This window comes from Pantoea nemavictus (assembly GCF_037479095.1).
Lineage (GTDB): Bacteria > Pseudomonadota > Gammaproteobacteria > Enterobacterales > Enterobacteriaceae > Pantoea > Pantoea nemavictus.
Genome location: NZ_JBBGZW010000001.1, coordinates 1,021,682 through 1,040,247, shown reverse-complemented (window position 1 = coordinate 1,040,247; position 18,566 = coordinate 1,021,682). Strand labels below are relative to the sequence as shown.

The window sequence follows — 18,566 nt, the reverse complement described above, 5'->3', positions numbered from 1 at the left end:
AATTTTATGAGCAAGAGCACTGCTGAGATCCGTCAAGCGTTTCTCGACTTTTTTCATAGCAAGGGACATCAGGTTGTAGCCAGCAGCTCCCTCGTACCGAACAACGATCCGACATTGCTGTTTACCAATGCCGGAATGGTCCAGTTTAAAGACGTATTCCTTGGTCAGGATAAGCGCGACTATGCGCGTGCAACCACGTCTCAACGCTGTGTGCGTGCCGGCGGCAAGCATAATGACCTCGAAAACGTGGGCTACACGGCACGTCACCACACCTTCTTTGAAATGTTGGGCAACTTCAGCTTTGGTGATTACTTCAAGAAAGAAGCGATCGCTTATGCATGGGAACTGCTGACGGGTGAGCAGTGGTTTAAGCTGCCAAAAGAGCGTTTGTGGGTGACCGTCTATGAAACTGACGATGAAGCCTTCGAAATTTGGGCCAACGATATTGGTGTGCCGCGTGAGCGCATTATCCGTATTGGTGACAACAAAGGCAGCGCTTTTGCATCAGATAACTTCTGGCAGATGGGCGATACCGGTCCTTGCGGCCCTTGTACCGAGATTTTCTTCGATCACGGCGATCATATCTGGGGTGGCCCTCCGGGCAGCCCGGAAGAGGATGGCGACCGTTACATTGAGATCTGGAACATCGTCTTCATGCAGTTCAACCGTCAGGCTGACGGTACTATGCAGCCGCTGCCCAAACCCTCCGTGGATACCGGTATGGGCCTGGAGCGTATTGCAGCCGTATTGCAGCACGTAAACTCCAACTACGAAATCGACTTGTTTGCCAAATTGATTCAATCCGTTGCTCAGGTAACCGGTGCGACCGATCTGAATAATAAATCGTTGCGCGTTATCGCTGACCATATTCGCTCTTGCGCCTTCCTGATTGCAGATGGGGTGATTCCTTCGAATGAAAACCGCGGCTATGTATTACGTCGCATCATTCGTCGTGCAGTGCGTCACGGCAATATGCTGGGTGCGAAAGAGGCGTTCTTCTATAAGCTGGTTGCGCCACTGATTGATGTGATGGGTGCTGCAGGTGAAGATCTGAAGCGTCAGCAGAAGCATGTTGAAAACGCGCTGAAAAACGAAGAAGAGCAGTTTGCTAAAACTCTGGAGCGTGGACTTGCGCTACTGGATGAAGAGCTGGCGAAGCTGCAGGGCGATACGCTTGATGGTGAAACAGTCTTCCGTCTGTACGATACCTTCGGTTTCCCGGCGGATCTGACGGCTGACGTGTGCCGTGAGCGCAATTTAAAGATTGATGAAGCGGGCTTTGAAGCCGCGATGGAACAGCAGCGTCAACGCGCGCGTGAAGCCAGTGGTTTTGGCGCCGACTATAACAATGTCATTCGCATTGATGCCGCAACCGACTTTAAAGGCTATGACCATCTGGAACTGAACGCGGTTGTGCAGGCGCTATTTGTAGACGGTCAGCAGGTTGAGCAGATTAGCGCAGGTCAGGACGCGGTTGTGGTTCTTGACGAAACGCCGTTCTATGGTGAGTCAGGTGGACAGGTTGGCGATACTGGTGTGCTGGCTGGGCAGAATGCTGAATTTAGCGTTCAGGATACTCAGAAGTATGGTAAAGCGATTGGTCATATCGGTAAGCTGAGCAGCGGCCAGTTACGCGTTGGCGATCGTTTGCATGCGCAGGTGGATGAAACTCGTCGTGCGCGTATCCGTTTAAACCACTCTGCCACGCACCTGCTGCATGCCGCACTGCGTCAAGTGTTGGGTGATCACGTAGGACAGAAAGGCTCGCTGGTTAACGATAAATATCTGCGTTTCGACTTCTCTCATTTTGAAGCCATGAAACCGCAGGAAATCCGTCAGGTTGAGGATATTGTTAACGCGCAGATTCGCCGTAACCTTGCCGTTGAGACCGAAATCATGGATCTCGATGATGCAAAAGAAAAGGGCGCAATGGCGCTGTTTGGCGAGAAATATGATCAGCGTGTTCGCGTGTTGACCATGGGTGACTTCTCCACCGAGCTGTGTGGTGGTATCCATGCAGTACGTACCGGAGATATCGGCCTGTTCCGCATTCAGTCTGAGTCTGGTACGGCAGCAGGTGTTCGTCGTATTGAAGCCGTAACCGGTGAAGGTGCGTTGGCGCAAGTTAACGCGCAGAGCCAGCAGCTGCTGGATGTAGCGCAATTGGTGAAAGCCAACAGCAGTAATCTTAATGAGAAGGTGCGCGGTCTGGTTGATCACGTTCGTGCACTGGAAAAAGAGTTGCAACAACTTCGCGATCAGCAAGCTGCGCAGGAGAGTGCTTCCCTGAGCAGCAAAGCCGTTGAAGTGAAAGGCACCAGGTTGCTGGTGAGTGAGCTGAGCAACGTTGAGCCAAAAATGTTGCGTACCATGGTCGATGATCTGAAGAACCAACTAGGTTCTGCCATCATTGTGCTGGCAACCGTTGAGGCAGGTAAAGTTTCACTGATTGCTGGCGTGACCAAAGATCTCACTGACCGCGTAAAAGCCGGTGAACTGATTGGCGAACTCGCCTCTCAGGTTGGCGGTAAAGGCGGGGGTCGTCCAGATATGGCTCAGGCCGGCGGTACAAATCCGCAGGCGCTGGCTGGCGCGCTGGAAGGCGTGCAGGAATGGGTCAGTAACCGACTGTAACGTATAAAACTTCGCATTGTGATAAGCGCCAGAAGCCCGTTTTCTGGCGCTTTTTTAACGCGGTGCACACCAGGTAATGACAAAGTCCGGTTGATGTAGTGTATTTCGGCTAAACTAACTATCAGCAGAATGTATTGGCATGGCGAAGCACAATGGTGTATTTGTCATAGGCATTGTTCAGCGTTATATGATGGATACGGCCGGGAGAACAAAGAAGCCCGACTCTTTTAATCTTTCAAGGAGCAAAGAATGCTTATTCTAACTCGTCGAGTTGGTGAAACCCTCATGATTGGCGATGAGGTGACTGTAACGGTGCTGGGTGTTAAAGGTAACCAGGTCCGCATTGGTGTTAACGCGCCTAAAGAAGTTTCGGTACATCGCGAAGAGATCTATCAGCGTATTCAAGCCGAAAAAACTCAGCAAACGAGTTACTAACGGATTCAGCGCCTCGCTCTCCAGCGAGGCGCTACCGGTTTTTCTCCTCCTGTAGTGCCCATCTCCTGTTTTTCTTTCTCATTCTCTCAATTCATTTAGCGCCGATTTGTGTTCTCTGGCAGGCTTTCTTTGTTGATTAATCACTCTTTTTGTCGCTAAAGCAGCCGAATTGAGCGTCATTTGTGCAATCAAACAAATGGCTGAAAATAAATGTTTGACTTATAAGTCCGGGAAAGTAATATGTGCGCCACGCAGTGCCGATGAGCAGAAACAAAGTTCAGAAGCACGGTTCGGAAGAACGCGTAAGGTGAGGTGGCCGAGAGGCTGAAGGCGCTCCCCTGCTAAGGGAGTATGCGGTCAAAAGCTGCATCCGGGGTTCGAATCCCCGCCTCACCGCCATTTCCGATGCATCCATAGCTCAGCTGGATAGAGTACTCGGCTACGAACCGAGCGGTCGGAGGTTCGAATCCTCCTGGATGCACCATTCGGAAAGATGAAGTAAGAGTGAACGAGCAGTTCCTTTCATGGTGAGTTGTTAGCACCCTGCGTTGTACAAGAATTAACTCGATGCATCCATAGCTCAGCTGGATAGAGTACTCGGCTACGAACCGAGCGGTCGGAGGTTCGAATCCTCCTGGATGCACCATATTCTCGAATATGGAAAGTGCCTCAGTGTGTCATGTCGTTATAAACGTTCAGGCCGCACTAAGGAGGATAACGTTGCTTTAGCAACGGCCCGTAGGGCGAGGCGAAAGCCGAGTAATCCTCCTGGATGCACCATTCTTCGTATCATCCTCAGGTTGTTTCAGTTAGTCCATCGTAAGAAAACCTCAATGCATCCATAGCTCAGCTGGATAGAGTACTCGGCTACGAACCGAGCGGTCGGAGGTTCGAATCCTCCTGGATGCACCATTCCTCTTCAAACTTCTCAAAATTTACCTCAGCAGTAACTCGATGCATCCATAGCTCAGCTGGATAGAGTACTCGGCTACGAACCGAGCGGTCGGAGGTTCGAATCCTCCTGGATGCACCATTCCTCTTCAAACTTCTCAAAATTTACCTCAGCAGTAACTCGATGCATCCATAGCTCAGCTGGATAGAGTACTCGGCTACGAACCGAGCGGTCGGAGGTTCGAATCCTCCTGGATGCACCATCACTTCTTCGATATCTCTCAGTTTTTGACACTTAGTTTCTGAATCCTCCAACGACAATCTCTACATCCACTAAAAAACGTTGTAATTACCGCCGTTTATCACCGGTATTACGCTATGACCTTTTTCCTAAAACGAAAAATGCTAATGCTTTCAAAGCATTTGCGGTTAAGCGCGCCTGGCGACAACCTGAGCGCATTACGCTAAAGTAATGGCTCATTTTGTGGTACTCGACGGAGTGACAATGTACGACCAATATGATGCCCTGATTTTCGATATGGACGGCACAATTCTCGATACTGAGCCGACACATCGAAAAGCCTGGCAGCAGGTGCTTAGCCGCTACGGTTTCACCATGGATGAAGAAAAAATGGTGGGCTTCAACGGCGCACCCACCTGGCAGCTGGCGCAGTTTATTCTTGAGCAAAACAATGCCACGCATGATCCGCATCTGTTGGCAGCAGAAAAAACCGCGGCTCTAAAGGTAATGCTGCTGGATGACGTACGTCCGCTGCCGCTAATGGACGTCGTCAAAGCCTATCATGGTCGCCGTCCGATGGCGGTGGGCACCGGCAGTGAACATAGCCTGGCGAAAGCACTGCTCGAAGAGTTGGGCGTTTACCACCTGTTTGATGCGGTTGTCGGGGCTGATGACGTACAGCGTCATAAACCGCAACCGGATACCTTTTTACGCTGCGCTGAAATGATGGGGATTGCGCCCGAGCGCTGTGTGGTGTTTGAGGATGCTGACTTTGGCGTACAAGCGGCAAAAGCAGCAGGCATGGACGTGGTTGATGTCCGTTTACTGTGAATGAATTTCTGACCTATGGTTCGTTATTCGGCAGTAGCTTCCTGAGTGCAACCCTGTTACCGGGGAGCTCGGAGGCGGTGCTGATTGCACTGCTGATCGCCCAAAAGGGTTCGGTTTATGGATTGTTATTGGCTGCATCAGTGGGAAACACGCTGGGTGGCCTGACCAACATTCTTCTTGGTCGCCTGATGCCGCTGAAAAGGCAAGGGCGATGGCACGACACAGCAATGACGTGGTTACATCGATTGGGACCTGCAGCACTGATCTTTAGCTGGCTGCCGGTAGTGGGCGACTTACTCTGCGTGCTCGCGGGTTGGTTGCGCTTTGCCTTGCTGCCCTCGGTGCTGTTCCTCGCCATCGGTAAAACGCTGCGTTATATCGTTATCGCGACCGCCACATTACAAACATTGCAATGGTGGCATTGATTCGCACAGATTCGAGGCTACGGTTAACATTATGCTGAACAAAAATAAATTATTCACACAGCGGGAGGTTAATGTGATCCCGGACGTATCTAAGGCACTTTCCTGGCTGGAAGCGCATCCTGACGCGTTAAAGGGTATCGGCCGTGGTATTGAGCGCGAATCATTACGCGTTAAACCCGATGGTCACCTGGCAACCACAGGGCACCCCGAGTCTTTGGGTTCGGCACTCAAGCATGATTGGATTACTACCGATTTTGCCGAAACGCTGATGGAGTTCATCACGCCTGTTGATCAGAGCATCGATCGTTCACTGGCGTTCCTGCGTGATATTCACCGCCATGTCGCGCGTGAGTTGGGCGAAGAGCGTTTGTGGCCCTTTAGTATGCCTGGCTATATCGATGACGTTGATAGTATTGAGCTAGCGCAGTACGGCAGCTCCAATATCGGTAAAATGAAAACCCTGTATCGTCAGGGCCTCAAAAATCGTTATAGCGCGCTGATGCAGATTATTTCAGGCGTGCATTACAATTTCTCGCTGCCTTTGTCATTTTGGCAAGAGTGGGCAGATGTGAAAGATTTGGAAAGCGGCAAAGAGACCATATCCGCCGGCTATCTGCGTTTGATTCGAAATTATTATCGCTTTGGCTGGGTAATTCCTTATCTGTTCGGAGCATCACCTGCTATCTGTTCCTCATTCCTGCAAGGGCGCGAAGAGAGCAAGTTGCCGTTTGAAACTGACGGTAAAGGCACGCTGTGGCTGCCGCACGCCACGTCGTTGCGCCTGAGCGATCTTGGTTACACCAATAAATCGCAGAGTGGATTAGGGATTACCTTTAACTCGCTGGAAGGCTACGTTGCGGCGCTTAAAGCGGCAATCAAAACGCCGTCGGAAGAGTATGCGGCAATGGGCACTAAAGATGCCGATGGCAATTGGCTACAGCTGAATACCAACGTTCTGCAGATTGAAAATGAGCTGTATGCGCCCATTCGTCCAAAGCGTGTTACGCGTTCAGGCGAAGCGCCATCCGATGCGCTGCTGCGCGGTGGTATCGAATACATTGAAGTGCGCTCACTGGATATCAACCCGTTCTCGGCGATTGGTGTTGATGCCAATCAGGCTCGCTTCCTCGACCTGTTCCTGATTTGGTGTACGCTGGCTGATGCGCCGGAAATGAGCGCCGATGAGCTGTTGTGTACGCGTAAAAACTGGAACCGTGTGGTGATGGAAGGACGTAAGCCGGGTCAGGTTATCGCGGTGGGTTGTAGCGAAACTGAGCATACGTTGGTTGAAGTGGGTAAAGCGCTGTTTGCCGATCTGCGTCGCGTAGCCGAGGTGCTCGACAGTAATCACGGCAATACGCAATATCAACAGGTTTGCGATCAACTGGTGGCATCCTTTGACGATCCTGAGCTAACCTATTCGGCGCGCATCCTTCATGCCATTAAAGAAAATGGTTTGACCGGCGCAGGCGTGGCATTAGCGGAGCAATATCGTCATCTGCTGTGCGAGGAGTCGTTAGAGATTCTGACTGAAGATGATTTTAGTCGTCAGGCGCGTGAGTCGCTGCAAGCGCAAGAGCAGCTGGAACAGAGCGATACGCTGGATTTCGAAAGCTACCTTGCAGGTCGCGAAGGCTAGAAAAGAAAATGGCCACATCAATGTGGCCAAAATAAACATCTCTGTTGTCAGGGATGATGATAACAAATGCGCGTCTTTCATATATTCAGACGTTGGGCGAACAGAAAAGTTTCATTGTTTTAAAAAAAATCTCAAAACAGGAGGTGACGTATGCCACTACTGGATAGTTTTACTGTTGATCACACCATCATGGGCGCGCCTGCAGTGCGCGTAGCAAAAACCATGAAGACTCCGCATGGCGATACCATCACCGTCTTCGACCTGCGTTTCTGCCGTCCGAATATTGAAATTCTGACTGAGCGTGGCATTCATACGCTGGAGCACCTGTTTGCCGGCTTCATGCGCAATCACCTGAATGGTGATGGCGTAGAAATCGTCGACATCTCGCCGATGGGTTGCCGTACCGGCTTCTACATGAGCTTGATTGGCACGCCTGACGAGCAGCGCGTGGCGAAAGCCTGGAAAGGCGCGATGGAAGATGTGCTGAAAGTGAAAGAGCAGGGCCAGATTCCAGAGCTGAACGAGTATCAGTGCGGTAGCTACAAGCTGCACTCACTGGATGAAGCGCAGCAGATCGCGCGTAATGTGCTGGCTCACGACATTGGCGTTAACCGCAACGAAGATCTGAAGCTCCCTGCTGAAAAGCTGAAAGAGCTGCATATCTAGTTAGTTGTTGCTTAGGCACCATAAAAAAACGCCGCGATCATCGCGGCGTTTTTGTGTGCAGGCTTCAGGAGCCGATTGAGGATTTCAGTGCGTGATGCGGCGTGATACGCACCTGCTTCACCATATTATCCTGCACATCGAGAATATCGATATCATAGGCGCCAAGCGTTATGCGGGTATCGACCAGCGGAATCTCCTCCAGAGCTTCAAGCAGCATGCCGTTAATGGTGCGCGCATCCTCTTCCGGCAGCGTCCAGTTAAAGGCTTTATTGATTTCACGCACGTTGGCGCTGCCTTCAATCAGTACCGAACCATCATTCTGCGGCATGACTTCTTCTGCCAGCGACGGTGACATTGAGGTGGTGAAATCACCCACAATCTCTTCCAGAATATCTTCAATGGTCACTAACCCTTTGATATCGCCATACTCATCGACCACCAAACCGACTTTCTTTTTATTACGCTGAAATTTTACCAGCTGTACGTTTAACGGCGTACCTTCAGGCACATAGTAAATTTCATCGGCAGCACGCAACAGACGATCTTTGTTGAACTCTTTCTTCTCGGTCATCATGCGCCAGGCTTCGCGTACGCGCAGCATACCGACGCAATCATCCAATGAATCACGGAACAGAACGATGCGTCCATGTGGAGAATGGCTGAGCTGGCGCTCGATGGATTTCCAGTCGTCATTGACGTTGATGCCGACGATCTCATTGCGCGGCACCATGATGTCATCCACGCTAACTTTTTCCAGATCGAGCACTGACAGCAGCATGTCCTGATTGCGGCGTGACATCAGTGAGCGTGATTCATACACAATGGTGCGTAGCTCTTCTTTACTTAATGCTGAGCTGATAGAACCATCGGTTTTAATGCCCACCATGCGCATCAAAATCCTTGTGATGGTATTCAGCAGCCATACCAGTGGCAGCATGACATATTGCAACGGGGCCAATAACACACTGCTGGGATACGCTACCTTTTCCGGATAGAGCGCAGCGACCGTTTTGGGCAACACTTCGGCAAAGACCAGCACCACAAATGTCAGAATACCGGTGGCAATCGCGACGCCGGCATCGCCATACAGGCGCATGCCAACGATGGTGCCGAGTGCGGAGGCGAGAATATTAACGAGGTTGTTGCCGATTAAAACCAGGCTGATCAAGCGATCCGGCCGACGCAGAAGTTTTTCCACCCGACGCGCACCGCGGTTACCGCTTTTGGCTTTATGGCGCAGTTTGTAACGATTGAGCGTCATCATGCCGGTCTCTGAACCGGAGAAATACGCAGAGACCAGCACCATGATGACCAGCGTAATGATCAGCGTGGTGGTTGAAACGTGTTCCAACACAAAATCCTTAGTGAGATGTGAGCAGGTGCTGAAGTACGCGACTGCCGAAGTAGGCCATGGTTAGCAGCAGCGCACCGCCACAGTTGAACCACACGACGCGGCGTCCGCGCCAGCCTTCGTGATAGTGCCCCCAGAGCAAAACAATGTAGACAAACCAGGCAATGATGGAGAGAACCGCTTTATCTACATTCTCCGCGCTAAACAGGTTATGCATGAAGAACAGTCCGGTGCACAGCACCAGCGTCAGCAGCACGACACCAATTTGCGTGATGTGAAACATTTTGCGCTCAATGCTCAGCAGCGGTGGCATATCCTGGGTGAAAGCCAGCTTCTTGTTTTTCAACTGGTAATCAATCCACGCCAGTTGTAACGCATAGAGCGCGGCAATAATCAGCGTGGCATAGGCAAACAGCGACAGACCAATGTGAACCATCATGCCCGGCGTGGTTTCAAGATGCGTAATAAAGGCATTCGGCACAAAAGTGGCGAAGGCCAGGTTAATCAATGCGAAGCCGTACACAATGGGCAGCAGCAGCCAGCCACGATTACGTGAGGCAACAATCGTCATGATGGCGCAGATCAGCAGGCTAACTAGCGAACCGATATTGAGCAGACTGAGATTTTGCCCGTTATCTACGGCAAAAATGCGCTGCTGCAGGGCAACGGCGTGCGCAATCAGCGCCACGCAGGCAGAAAGCACGGCAAAACGGCGCCAGCCACCGTTGCGTTTAAGCAGGCTGGGAATGATGAGTGCAAGACTGAGGGAGTAGGCGAACAGCGCCACGATCGCGAAAACGAACATAGATCCTTTCAGGTATCGGTCAGATAAGGAAAAAAGCAGTATAGCGCCAGCAGCAGCAGGCTCCAAACGATCTGAAGGTCAATTGCAGAGATCGCTCCGTCTTCGTGTTATAATCCGCCGTATTGTGTCGCCTGGGGCGGCCTCGCTACGGTTCTAAGTGAGAGAGCATGTTTGATAATTTAACCGATCGTTTGTCGCAAACCCTGCGCAATATCAGCGGCCGCGGAAGGCTGACCGAAGACAACATTAAAGACACGCTGCGCGAAGTGCGCATGGCGCTGCTGGAAGCTGACGTTGCGCTGCCGGTAGTGCGTGATTTTATTAATCGCGTGAAAGAAGCTGCAGTTGGCCACGATGTGAACAAAAGCCTGACGCCAGGTCAGGAGTTCATCAAAATCGTTCGCAATGAACTGGTTGCAGCGATGGGGGCTGAAAATAATGCGCTCAATCTGAATGCGCAACCACCGGCCGTGGTGTTGATGGCGGGTTTGCAAGGTGCCGGTAAAACCACCAGCGTCGCGAAGCTGGGTAAGTTTTTACGCGAAAAGCATAAAAAGAAAGTTTTGGTTGTTTCTGCTGACGTCTATCGCCCTGCGGCGATCAAGCAGCTGGAAACCCTGGCACAGCAGGTTGGCGTCGATTTCTGCCCGTCCGATCTGAGCCAAAAGCCGGTCGATATTGTTCAGAACGCGCTGAAAGAAGCCAAAGTGAAATTCTACGATGTGCTGCTGGTGGATACCGCCGGTCGTTTACACGTCGATGAAGCGATGATGGACGAAATCAAACAGGTGCACGCCGCGATTAATCCGGTGGAAACCCTGTTTGTGGTCGACGCCATGACCGGTCAGGATGCCGCGAATACGGCAAAAGCCTTCAATGAAGCGCTGCCGCTGACCGGTGTCATCCTGACGAAAGTCGACGGTGATGCGCGCGGTGGTGCGGCGCTGTCGATTCGTCACATTACCGGCAAGCCGATTAAATTCATGGGGATGGGCGAGAAGACCGAAGCGCTGGAAGCTTTCTATCCAGAACGTATCGCCTCGCGCATTCTCGGCATGGGCGATGTTCTGTCGCTGATCGAAGATATCGAGAGCAAAGTTGACCGCGATCAGGCTGAGAAGCTGGCGAAAAAACTGAAAACCGGCGACGGTTTTGACCTCAATGATTTTCTTGAGCAGTTGAAGCAGATGCGCAACATGGGCGGTATGGCGAGCCTGATGGGCAAACTGCCGGGCATGGGTCAACTGCCTGATAACGTGAAGTCGCAGATGGATGACAAAGTGCTGGTTCGCATGGAAGCCATCATCAATTCGATGACGCGTAAAGAGCGTGAGAAGCCAGAAATTATCAAGGGTTCGCGCAAACGTCGTATTGCGCTGGGCTCGGGCATGCAGGTGCAAGACGTCAATCGACTGCTGAAACAGTTCGATGATATGCAGCGCATGATGAAGAAAATGAAGAAAGGTGGCATGGCCAAAATGATGCGTGGCATGAAAGGCATGATGCCACCTGGATTCCCTGGTCGCTAATGCGGCCGTCAAAAAGCCGGAAATTTGGCACGCTTAGGTTGCTTTTTGCGCCAAAATGAGTAAAATTTTCGGGCTTTTTATATCGCGCTCGGGCCCCGTTCCTCGATGGGGCCCGAGCGCTTTATTAACTAATGAGGATGTTATGGTAACAATTCGTTTGGCACGTCACGGCGCTAAAAAGCGTCCGTTCTATCAGGTCGTCGTTACTGACAGCCGCAATGCTCGTAACGGTCGTTTCATCGAGCGCGTAGGTTTCTTCAACCCGATCGCTTCTGGTCAGGCTGAAGGTCTGCGTCTGGATCTGGACCGTATTGAGCACTGGGTTGGCCAGGGCGCAACGCTTTCTGATCGCGTTAACGCGCTGATCAAAGAAGCAAAAAAAGCAGCTTAATCTGTCACGGTGGTGAGCATGAGCATTAAACCTGCCGGGCAGCCTCCCGTTAACCCGATCGTATTGGGAAAAATGGGCGCGGCTTACGGCATTCGAGGTTGGCTCAAAGTGTTTTCCTCCACTGAAGACGCTGAAAGCATCTTCGACTACCAACCCTGGTTTATCCAGCGCGCCGGTAAATGGCAGCAGGTCGAACTCGAGGGCTGGAAGCACCACAATCAGGACCTGATCATCAAAGTCAAAGGCATTGACGATCGGGACGCTGCAACGCAGTTGACCAATTGCGAAATTACGGTTGACTCCACGCAGCTGCCAGCGCTGGAAGCAGGTGATTACTACTGGAAAGACCTTATGGGTATGAAAGTCGTTAACCTCGAAGGCTACGAGATGGGCAAAGTCATTGATTTGATGGAAACCGGATCGAACGACGTTCTCGTCGTTAAGGCAAACCTGAAGGATGCATTCGGTGCGCAAGAGCGGTTAATTCCGTTTCTTGATGAACAGGTTATCAAGAAAGTCGATCTCTCTACTGGCCTTATTGAAGTAGATTGGGATCCTGGTTTTTGATCTCCGGACAATCCGGTAACGTAACGGCGAACGCGATGTGGATTGGTGTTATTAGCCTGTTTCCAGAGATGTTTCGCGCTATTACCGAGTACGGGGTAACTGGCCGGGCAGTAAAAAATGGCCTGCTCAACATTCAAAGCTGGAGTCCTCGTGACTTCACGCATGACCGGCACCGTACCGTGGACGACCGTCCTTACGGCGGCGGACCGGGAATGTTGATGATGGTGCAACCCTTACGGGACGCCATCTCCGCAGCGAAAGCGGCGGCGGGAGAAGGCGCTAAGGTGATTTATCTTTCACCTCAGGGTCGCAAACTGGACCAACAGGGCGTTTGCGAACTGGCGACGAATCAGAAGTTGATTCTGGTTTGTGGTCGCTACGAAGGGATAGATGAGCGCGTAATTCACACTGAGATTGACGAAGAATGGTCAATCGGTGATTACGTTCTCAGTGGCGGTGAGCTACCAGCCATGACGTTGATTGACTCAGTCGCCAGGTTTATTCCCGGCGTATTGGGGAAACAGGCGTCAGCCGATGAGGATTCGTTCTCGGACGGTTTGCTGGATTGCCCGCACTACACCCGACCTGAAGTGTTAGAAGGGATGGAGGTTCCGCCAGTTCTACTGTCGGGCAACCATGCCGATATTCGCCGCTGGCGTCTGAAACAGTCGTTAGGCCGTACCTGGCTAAGAAGACCTGAACTTCTGGAAAACCTGGCTCTGACTGAAGAGCAAGCACGGTTGCTAAATGAGTTCCAGCGTGAACATCAGCAGCAACAAAACGATGAGGCGGGAGAGTAATCTTCCCTCACTATCAGTTTACCCAGGATAAGAGATTTAATTATGAGCAACATTATCAAGCAACTTGAACAAGAGCAGATGAAGCAGGACGTACCTTCATTCCGTCCGGGTGATTCCGTGGAAGTGAAAGTATGGGTCGTAGAAGGTTCTAAGAAGCGTCTGCAGGCATTCGAGGGCGTGGTTATCGCTATTCGTAACCGCGGTCTGCATTCTGCATTCACTGTTCGTAAGATTTCTAACGGCGAAGGTGTTGAGCGTGTATTCCAGACTCACTCACCAGTAATTGACAGCATTGCTGTTAAACGTCGTGGTGCTGTGCGTAAAGCCAAACTGTACTACCTGCGTGAGCGTACCGGTAAGTCTGCTCGTATCAAAGAGCGTCTTGGCGCGTAAGCGACTTCTCAAAGTTAATAGCAAACAAGGGGTTGGCCATTTGGTCAGCCCCTTTTTTATGGTCGTTTTAAATGATAAATCGCCGTATTGACCGCGCCATTGGCTAATACGATCAATCCGTAGCGATAATCGACAAACGAAAAGCCGCTACGTAATGCCACTGCACGACTCGCGTGGTTCTCTTCTGCAGCCAGAATCTCAAGCTGATTAATATGTGGATGCTGAAAGCCAAACTCGACTAACTGCGCTACCGCGCGGGTTGCTACGCTTTGCCGCTGAGCATCACTTCGTACCCAATATCCTAATGCGCTAAATTCGCCCGGATGCCTGGCGAAGCGTATACCGGCGCCACCCAATAACCGATCCTTGTCATCGACAATGGCGAACTCTTCAGCCTCACCCTTGGTTCGCTGGATGTGCGTGAAATTGATCCAACTAACCGCTTCCTCTAAAAGATAATCATCATGCGCCCACGCCAACCAGGGCTTAAGAGTGCTCAAGGATTCATTAACGGCCTCAGTAAAAGCATCGATATCTTGCAGGGTAAAGGGACGTAATTTCACAATGGGAATAGGCATCGTACGGCTCCTGAAAAATGTCAGAATAACAAAATGTTAGCTGCACGTTGAATAATAAATACAGTTGGTAAAAAGATTGGTGTAACCATTGGTTTACATTACTGAGTTGCGCGCGCATTTATATGTTGCTGATATATATGATCATTTATATTTAATCATGATTGTGTATTTTTGGTGGTAACAAAACTGTACATATATGGATTGCATGATGTACAGAGTGTGATAAAGTGAGCGCCATCCTCAGTGAGGATCCCAAACCGCATAAACGAGTAAAAAAGGATCGCAATCATGCAAAAAGACGCGCTGAACAATGTGCATATCGCCGACGAACAGATTTTAATCACTCCGCAAGAGCTGAAAGCAAAATTCCCGCTCACTGCGGCGCAGGAAGCGCAAATTGCGTCTTCTCGCCAAACCATTGCTGACATTATTGCGGGCCGCGATCCGCGCCTGTTGGTGGTTTGTGGTCCTTGTTCGATTCACGATACCGAAGCTGCACTTGCCTATGCCCGTCAGTTGCAATCTCTCTCTGCACAGTTGAAGGATCAGCTGTACATCGTTATGCGCGTTTATTTTGAAAAACCTCGTACCACCGTCGGCTGGAAGGGGTTAATCAACGATCCTTATATGAATAACTCGTTTGATATGGAAGCCGGGCTTCACATTGCGCGTCAGCTGCTGGTTAATCTGGTGGAAATGGGTTTACCGTTGGCGACTGAAGCGCTGGATCCAAACAGCCCGCAATATCTTGGCGATCTGTTCAGCTGGTCGGCTATCGGTGCGCGTACCACCGAATCACAAACCCACCGAGAGATGGCATCGGGCCTTTCTATGCCAGTTGGCTTTAAAAATGGCACGGATGGCAGCCTCGGTACCGCTATTAATGCGATGCGCGCCGCCGCGATGCCGCACCGTTTTGTCGGTATCAACCAGGCCGGGCAGGTTTGTCTGTTGCAAACGCAGGGTAATCCTGACGGACACGTGATTCTGCGCGGCGGAAAAGCGCCAAACTATGGCCCAGAAGATGTCGCTCAGTGTGAAAAAGAGATGCTGAAAGCGGGACTGCGTCCGGCCTTAATGATAGATTGCAGCCATGGTAATTCTAACAAAGACTATCGCCGCCAGCCTGGCGTAGCCGAATCGGCTATCGCGCAGATTAAAGATGGCAACCGTTCCATCATTGGCCTGATGCTGGAAAGCAATATTCATGAAGGTAACCAGTCTTCCGAGCAGCCACGCAGTGACATGAAATACGGTGTGTCCGTCACTGATGCCTGCATTAACTGGGAAACCACTGAAACCTTGCTGCGTGAAATCCATCAGGATCTGCAGGGAGTGCTGTCGGCGCGTCTGTCACACGAGGTGTAATGAGTCATGGTGGCTGAACTGACCGCGCTACGCGATCAAATTGATGAAGTAGATAAAGCCCTGCTTGGCTTACTGGCAAAAAGACTAGAGCTGGTTGCCGAAGTAGGGGAAGTCAAAAGCCGCTACGGTTTGCCAATCTATGTTCCTGAGCGTGAGGCTAGCATGTTGGCTTCACGCCGTCAGGAAGCTGAGGCACTCGGCGTATCGCCGGATTTGATTGAAGATGTGCTGCGTCGTTTAATGCGCGAATCCTACGCGCATGAGAATGATAAAGGCTTCAAAACACTCTGCCCAACATTGCGTCCAGTGGTGATCGTCGGTGGTCGTGGCCAGATGGGACGTCTGTTCGAAAAGATGCTTACGCTGTCTGGTTATCAGGTGCGCATTCTGGACAAAGGCGATTGGGATCGATCAGACGCGTTGCTGCGAGATGCAGGCATGGTGATCATCAGTGTGCCGATCCATCTCACAGAACAAATTATCGGTGAATTACCGAAGTTGCCAGAAGACTGCATTCTAGTCGATTTGGCCTCGGTGAAAAATCGGCCGTTGCAGGCCATGCTTGCCGCGCACACTGGGCCGGTACTTGGCCTGCATCCGATGTTTGGTCCGGATAGCGGCAGCCTGGCGAAGCAGGTTGTGGTTTGGTGTGATGGTCGCCAGCCGGAGGCGTATCAGTGGTTTCTTGAGCAGATTCAGGTCTGGGGCGCGCGTTTACACCGCATCAGTGCGGTCGAGCATGATCAGAATATGGCGTTTATCCAGGCGTTGCGTCACTTTGCGACCTTCGCTTATGGCCTGCATCTGGCCGAAGAGAACGTCAATCTGGATCAGCTATTAGCGCTGTCTTCGCCCATCTATCGCCTCGAATTGGCAATGGTTGGACGTCTGTTTGCACAGGATCCGCAGCTTTATGCTGACATTATTATGTCTTCTGAGAGCAATCTGGCACTGATTAAACGTTACTATCAGCGCTTTGGCGATGCCATCAAACTGTTGGAGCAAGGCGATAAACAAGCTTTCATCGACAGCTTCCAGCGTGTCGAGCATTGGTTTGGTGATTACGCTAAGCGTTTCCTGGTTGAAAGTAGAAGCATGCTGCGATCGGCTAACGACAGCCGTCAGTAAAACAGAAGGCATCCAGATGGATGCCTTTTTTACTTAGAGACGTGGTTCTACTGGCACCACATTCTCGCCCGGATAACAGCCGAGTACTTTTAATGAACGGGTTAAGCCGCTTAACTCAGCCAACGCTAACTGCATACTTTCAGATTGCAGATTGCCCTGCACATCAATGTAAAACATCTCTTCCCATGGATTACCGTTAATTGGGCGGTTCTCCAGTTTGCTCATAATCAGACCATGATTGCGTAGCACCATCAGTGCTTCAACCAGTGCACCGGCTTGTTGGCCAGTCGCCATAATCAGCGTAGTTTTCGCCGGTACCTGATTGGATACTTCAATCGCTTTACGAGCCAGCACGATGAAACGCGTATGGTTCTGCTGTTGATTGGCCAGATTACGCTCTAAAACCTGCAATCCATACAGTTCACCGCCCGCTTCACTGCCTAATGCGGCAACCTTCGGTGAATTCAACGCTGCAACCTTTTCCATCGCAGCAGCAGTACTTTCGGTGTATTCAATTTTCCACTGCGGGAAGCGATTAATAAATTGGCTGCATTGCTGGAACGGCTGTGGATGGCTGTAAACCGTTTCTATCTGCTGCAGATCGGTGGTGCCATTTACCAATACACAGTGCTCAATGGGAATGGTCAGTTCGCCAACAATTGATAAAGTGGTTTGCTGGAGCAGATCGTAAACGTCGTTGATAGAGCCAGAGCTGGTATTTTCGATGGGCATCACCGCGTAATCCGCCTGACCACTTTCCACCTGATGAATGATGTCATGAAACTTCAGGCAGCCGATCTCCACCATGGAGTCAAAGTGACGTGTGGCATATTTACGCGCTGCAAGATGCGAGTAAGAACCTTTCGGGCCCAGGAATGCAATACGCGGAGCGTGCGCATGTGGATGATTAAGGTTTTTCTGCAGTAAAGCCTGTTGGGTAAGAACGGAATCTTCAATTACCAGTTGGAATAAGCGGGTAATATAGTGCGCATCAAGCTGATGTTTTTTACCCAGAGAAATCAGGTTTTCCAGTAAAGCACGTTCACGTTCAACGTCGCGAATAGGGCGATGTGTGGCAAGTTTGGCTTGTGCGACTTCAACGGCCAGGGTGCGACGCTCCGACAATAGCGCTAATAGTTTTTCATCAACTGCGCTGATTTTGTCGCGTAACGCCAGTAGTGGATTTTCGGGATTCATAGGGCTCACCTGTAAAATGTCCAATAAAAAAGCCTCCCATTTGGGAGGCTTTGTTGTTCGTCTTCGCATTCATTTTCACATGACGAATCGCCTCCCAATCAGGGGAAGGTAAAAAAGAATGCGAAGAAGAACGGTAGATGTTTCATGGTTGTTTCCATAGATGAGGTGGTTTGAGAGTAACCGCAGTGATTTAAAGCTGTCAATAAAAAACGCGCCCGAAGGCGCGTTACTGAAGATGTATGTTTATTCCGTTGGCATGAAATCTTTCACACTGCTGTTGGCGCGACGGGCTTCGGGTTTATGTTGCGCTTTATTGAGTTGTCGCTCCAGCTTGGCAATCAAGTCATTGATGGCCGTATACATATCATCATGTTTCGCGCTGGCAACCAGCGTTCCGTTAGGCGTATTAATGGTGGCATCTGCCACAAACTCCTTCGGCTCTTTCGATAACACAATGTGAGGGTTTATCAGATGTGTTTGCCATTTTTCCAGCTTGGCGAGACGCTCTTCAACGTGATTACGGATAGCCTCGGTGATTTCCATTTGTTTGCTGGTAATGTTCAGAATCATAGTTAAACCTCTCTGTCATTTCCGTCTGGGTAGGACCAGCATACCGCGGATATTAAGAAAATGTGTGATCTAGATCACATTGAAATGTCACATTTTGTCAATGCCGCTTAATTGTGAGAAAGGCCGG

At 50.8% G+C, this 18,566-nt stretch carries 19 protein-coding genes, 6 tRNA genes and 1 other annotated feature; of the genes, 19 read left to right on the top strand and 6 right to left on the bottom strand.

The window, feature by feature from the left end; all coding sequences use genetic code 11:
• The first annotated feature begins 6 nt into the window (after positions 1-6).
• The 12 genes from alaS (at position 7) to luxS (ending at position 7,762) form a co-directional block, all read left to right on the top strand.
• Entirely contained in the window at positions 7-2,634 is a 2,628-nt protein-coding gene (gene alaS / locus WH298_RS04845) for an alanine--tRNA ligase (RefSeq protein WP_007893276.1), read from the top strand.
• A gap of 249 nt (positions 2,635-2,883) precedes the next feature.
• The gene (gene csrA, locus WH298_RS04840; RefSeq protein WP_004155916.1) at positions 2,884-3,069 is read left to right on the top strand and encodes a carbon storage regulator CsrA; all 186 of its coding nucleotides are present in this window, start codon (positions 2,884-2,886) and stop codon (positions 3,067-3,069) included.
• A gap of 306 nt (positions 3,070-3,375) precedes the next feature.
• Positions 3,376-3,468: transfer RNA gene (locus tag WH298_RS04835), tRNA-Ser, on the top strand.
• Positions 3,469-3,476: 8 nt separating this feature from the next.
• Positions 3,477-3,553: transfer RNA gene (locus WH298_RS04830), tRNA-Arg, on the top strand.
• An 85-nt stretch (positions 3,554-3,638) separates the two neighbouring features.
• Positions 3,639-3,715, top strand: a tRNA-Arg gene (locus WH298_RS04825).
• A gap of 189 nt (positions 3,716-3,904) precedes the next feature.
• Positions 3,905-3,981: transfer RNA gene (locus WH298_RS04820), tRNA-Arg, on the top strand.
• Between the two features lie 44 nt (positions 3,982-4,025).
• A tRNA-Arg gene (locus WH298_RS04815) sits at positions 4,026-4,102 on the top strand.
• Between the two features lie 44 nt (positions 4,103-4,146).
• Positions 4,147-4,223: transfer RNA gene (locus WH298_RS04810), tRNA-Arg, on the top strand.
• Positions 4,224-4,465: 242 nt separating this feature from the next.
• The gene (gene yqaB / locus WH298_RS04805) at positions 4,466-5,032 is read left to right on the top strand and encodes a fructose-1-phosphate/6-phosphogluconate phosphatase (RefSeq protein WP_049852673.1); all 567 of its coding nucleotides are present in this window, start codon (positions 4,466-4,468) and stop codon (positions 5,030-5,032) included.
• Entirely contained in the window at positions 5,029-5,457 is a 429-nt protein-coding gene (locus WH298_RS04800) for a DedA family protein (RefSeq protein WP_180822327.1), read from the top strand. Before yqaB ends, WH298_RS04800 begins: the two co-directional genes overlap by 4 nt.
• A 31-nt stretch (positions 5,458-5,488) precedes the next feature.
• The gene (gshA, locus tag WH298_RS04795) at positions 5,489-7,096 is read left to right on the top strand and encodes a glutamate--cysteine ligase (protein ID WP_180822326.1); all 1,608 of its coding nucleotides are present in this window, start codon (positions 5,489-5,491) and stop codon (positions 7,094-7,096) included.
• Between the two features lie 150 nt (positions 7,097-7,246).
• Positions 7,247-7,762 (top strand): S-ribosylhomocysteine lyase, encoded by a 516-nt coding sequence (gene luxS / locus WH298_RS04790; RefSeq protein ID WP_007893307.1) that lies wholly within the window; start codon positions 7,247-7,249, stop codon positions 7,760-7,762.
• A gap of 64 nt (positions 7,763-7,826) precedes the next feature.
• Here the strand turns inward: luxS and WH298_RS04785 are convergent, their stop codons facing one another.
• Both WH298_RS04785 and WH298_RS04780 read right to left on the bottom strand, forming a co-directional pair.
• Entirely contained in the window at positions 7,827-9,113 is a 1,287-nt protein-coding gene (locus WH298_RS04785; RefSeq protein WP_007893309.1) for an HlyC/CorC family transporter, read from the bottom strand.
• Positions 9,114-9,123: 10 nt separating this feature from the next.
• Positions 9,124-9,918, bottom strand: a complete 795-nt coding sequence (locus WH298_RS04780) for a cytochrome C assembly family protein (RefSeq protein ID WP_007893311.1) — start codon at positions 9,916-9,918, stop codon at positions 9,124-9,126.
• Between the two features lie 167 nt (positions 9,919-10,085).
• Here WH298_RS04780 and ffh point away from each other — a divergent pair, with 167 nt between their 5' ends.
• The 5 genes from ffh (at position 10,086) to rplS (ending at position 13,598) form a co-directional block, all read left to right on the top strand.
• Positions 10,086-11,447: a signal recognition particle protein gene (gene ffh, locus WH298_RS04775; protein WP_007893312.1), complete on the top strand. Its 1,362-nt coding sequence runs from the start codon at positions 10,086-10,088 to the stop codon at positions 11,445-11,447.
• Positions 11,448-11,589: 142 nt separating this feature from the next.
• The gene (gene rpsP / locus WH298_RS04770; RefSeq protein ID WP_007893313.1) at positions 11,590-11,838 is read left to right on the top strand and encodes a 30S ribosomal protein S16; all 249 of its coding nucleotides are present in this window, start codon (positions 11,590-11,592) and stop codon (positions 11,836-11,838) included.
• Positions 11,839-11,856: 18 nt separating this feature from the next.
• On the top strand, positions 11,857-12,405 hold the full coding sequence (gene rimM / locus WH298_RS04765) for a ribosome maturation factor RimM (protein WP_007893314.1): 549 nt from the start codon (positions 11,857-11,859) through the stop codon (positions 12,403-12,405).
• A 35-nt stretch (positions 12,406-12,440) separates the two neighbouring features.
• On the top strand, positions 12,441-13,205 hold the full coding sequence (gene trmD / locus WH298_RS04760; protein ID WP_049852675.1) for a tRNA (guanosine(37)-N1)-methyltransferase TrmD: 765 nt from the start codon (positions 12,441-12,443) through the stop codon (positions 13,203-13,205).
• A gap of 42 nt (positions 13,206-13,247) precedes the next feature.
• A complete protein-coding gene (gene rplS, locus WH298_RS04755) occupies positions 13,248-13,598 on the top strand; it encodes a 50S ribosomal protein L19 (RefSeq protein WP_007893316.1) in 351 nt (116 codons plus the stop codon).
• Between the two features lie 56 nt (positions 13,599-13,654).
• Here rplS and WH298_RS04750 read toward each other — a convergent pair whose 3' ends face one another.
• Positions 13,655-14,176 (bottom strand): GNAT family N-acetyltransferase, encoded by a 522-nt coding sequence (locus tag WH298_RS04750; protein ID WP_049852676.1) that lies wholly within the window; start codon positions 14,174-14,176, stop codon positions 13,655-13,657.
• 288 nt (positions 14,177-14,464) lie between these two features.
• On the opposite strand from WH298_RS04750, the gene WH298_RS04745 reads away from it, so the two are divergent.
• Both WH298_RS04745 and tyrA read left to right on the top strand, forming a co-directional pair.
• Complete coding sequence (locus WH298_RS04745; RefSeq protein WP_007893319.1) at positions 14,465-15,544, top strand: 3-deoxy-7-phosphoheptulonate synthase; 1,080 nt, start codon at positions 14,465-14,467, stop codon at positions 15,542-15,544.
• 6 nt (positions 15,545-15,550) lie between these two features.
• The gene (tyrA, locus tag WH298_RS04740) at positions 15,551-16,672 is read left to right on the top strand and encodes a bifunctional chorismate mutase/prephenate dehydrogenase (RefSeq protein ID WP_007893321.1); all 1,122 of its coding nucleotides are present in this window, start codon (positions 15,551-15,553) and stop codon (positions 16,670-16,672) included.
• 33 nt (positions 16,673-16,705) lie between these two features.
• Here the strand turns inward: tyrA and pheA are convergent, their stop codons facing one another.
• The 3 genes from pheA to raiA form a co-directional block, all read right to left on the bottom strand.
• On the bottom strand, positions 16,706-17,869 hold the full coding sequence (gene pheA, locus WH298_RS04735; RefSeq protein WP_007893323.1) for a bifunctional chorismate mutase/prephenate dehydratase: 1,164 nt from the start codon (positions 17,867-17,869) through the stop codon (positions 16,706-16,708).
• Positions 17,870-17,891: 22 nt separating this feature from the next.
• Positions 17,892-18,016 (bottom strand) — a sequence feature (Phe leader region).
• A complete protein-coding gene (gene pheL / locus WH298_RS04730) occupies positions 17,968-18,015 on the bottom strand; it encodes a pheA operon leader peptide PheL (protein ID WP_100703679.1) in 48 nt (15 codons plus the stop codon). Its footprint overlaps the feature before it by 48 nt.
• 96 nt (positions 18,017-18,112) lie before the next feature.
• Positions 18,113-18,439 carry a ribosome-associated translation inhibitor RaiA gene (gene raiA / locus WH298_RS04725; RefSeq protein ID WP_007893325.1) on the bottom strand — a complete coding sequence of 109 codons (327 nt, stop codon included), beginning with the start codon at positions 18,437-18,439 and terminating at the stop codon, positions 18,113-18,115.
• Positions 18,440-18,566: the final 127 nt, after the last annotated feature.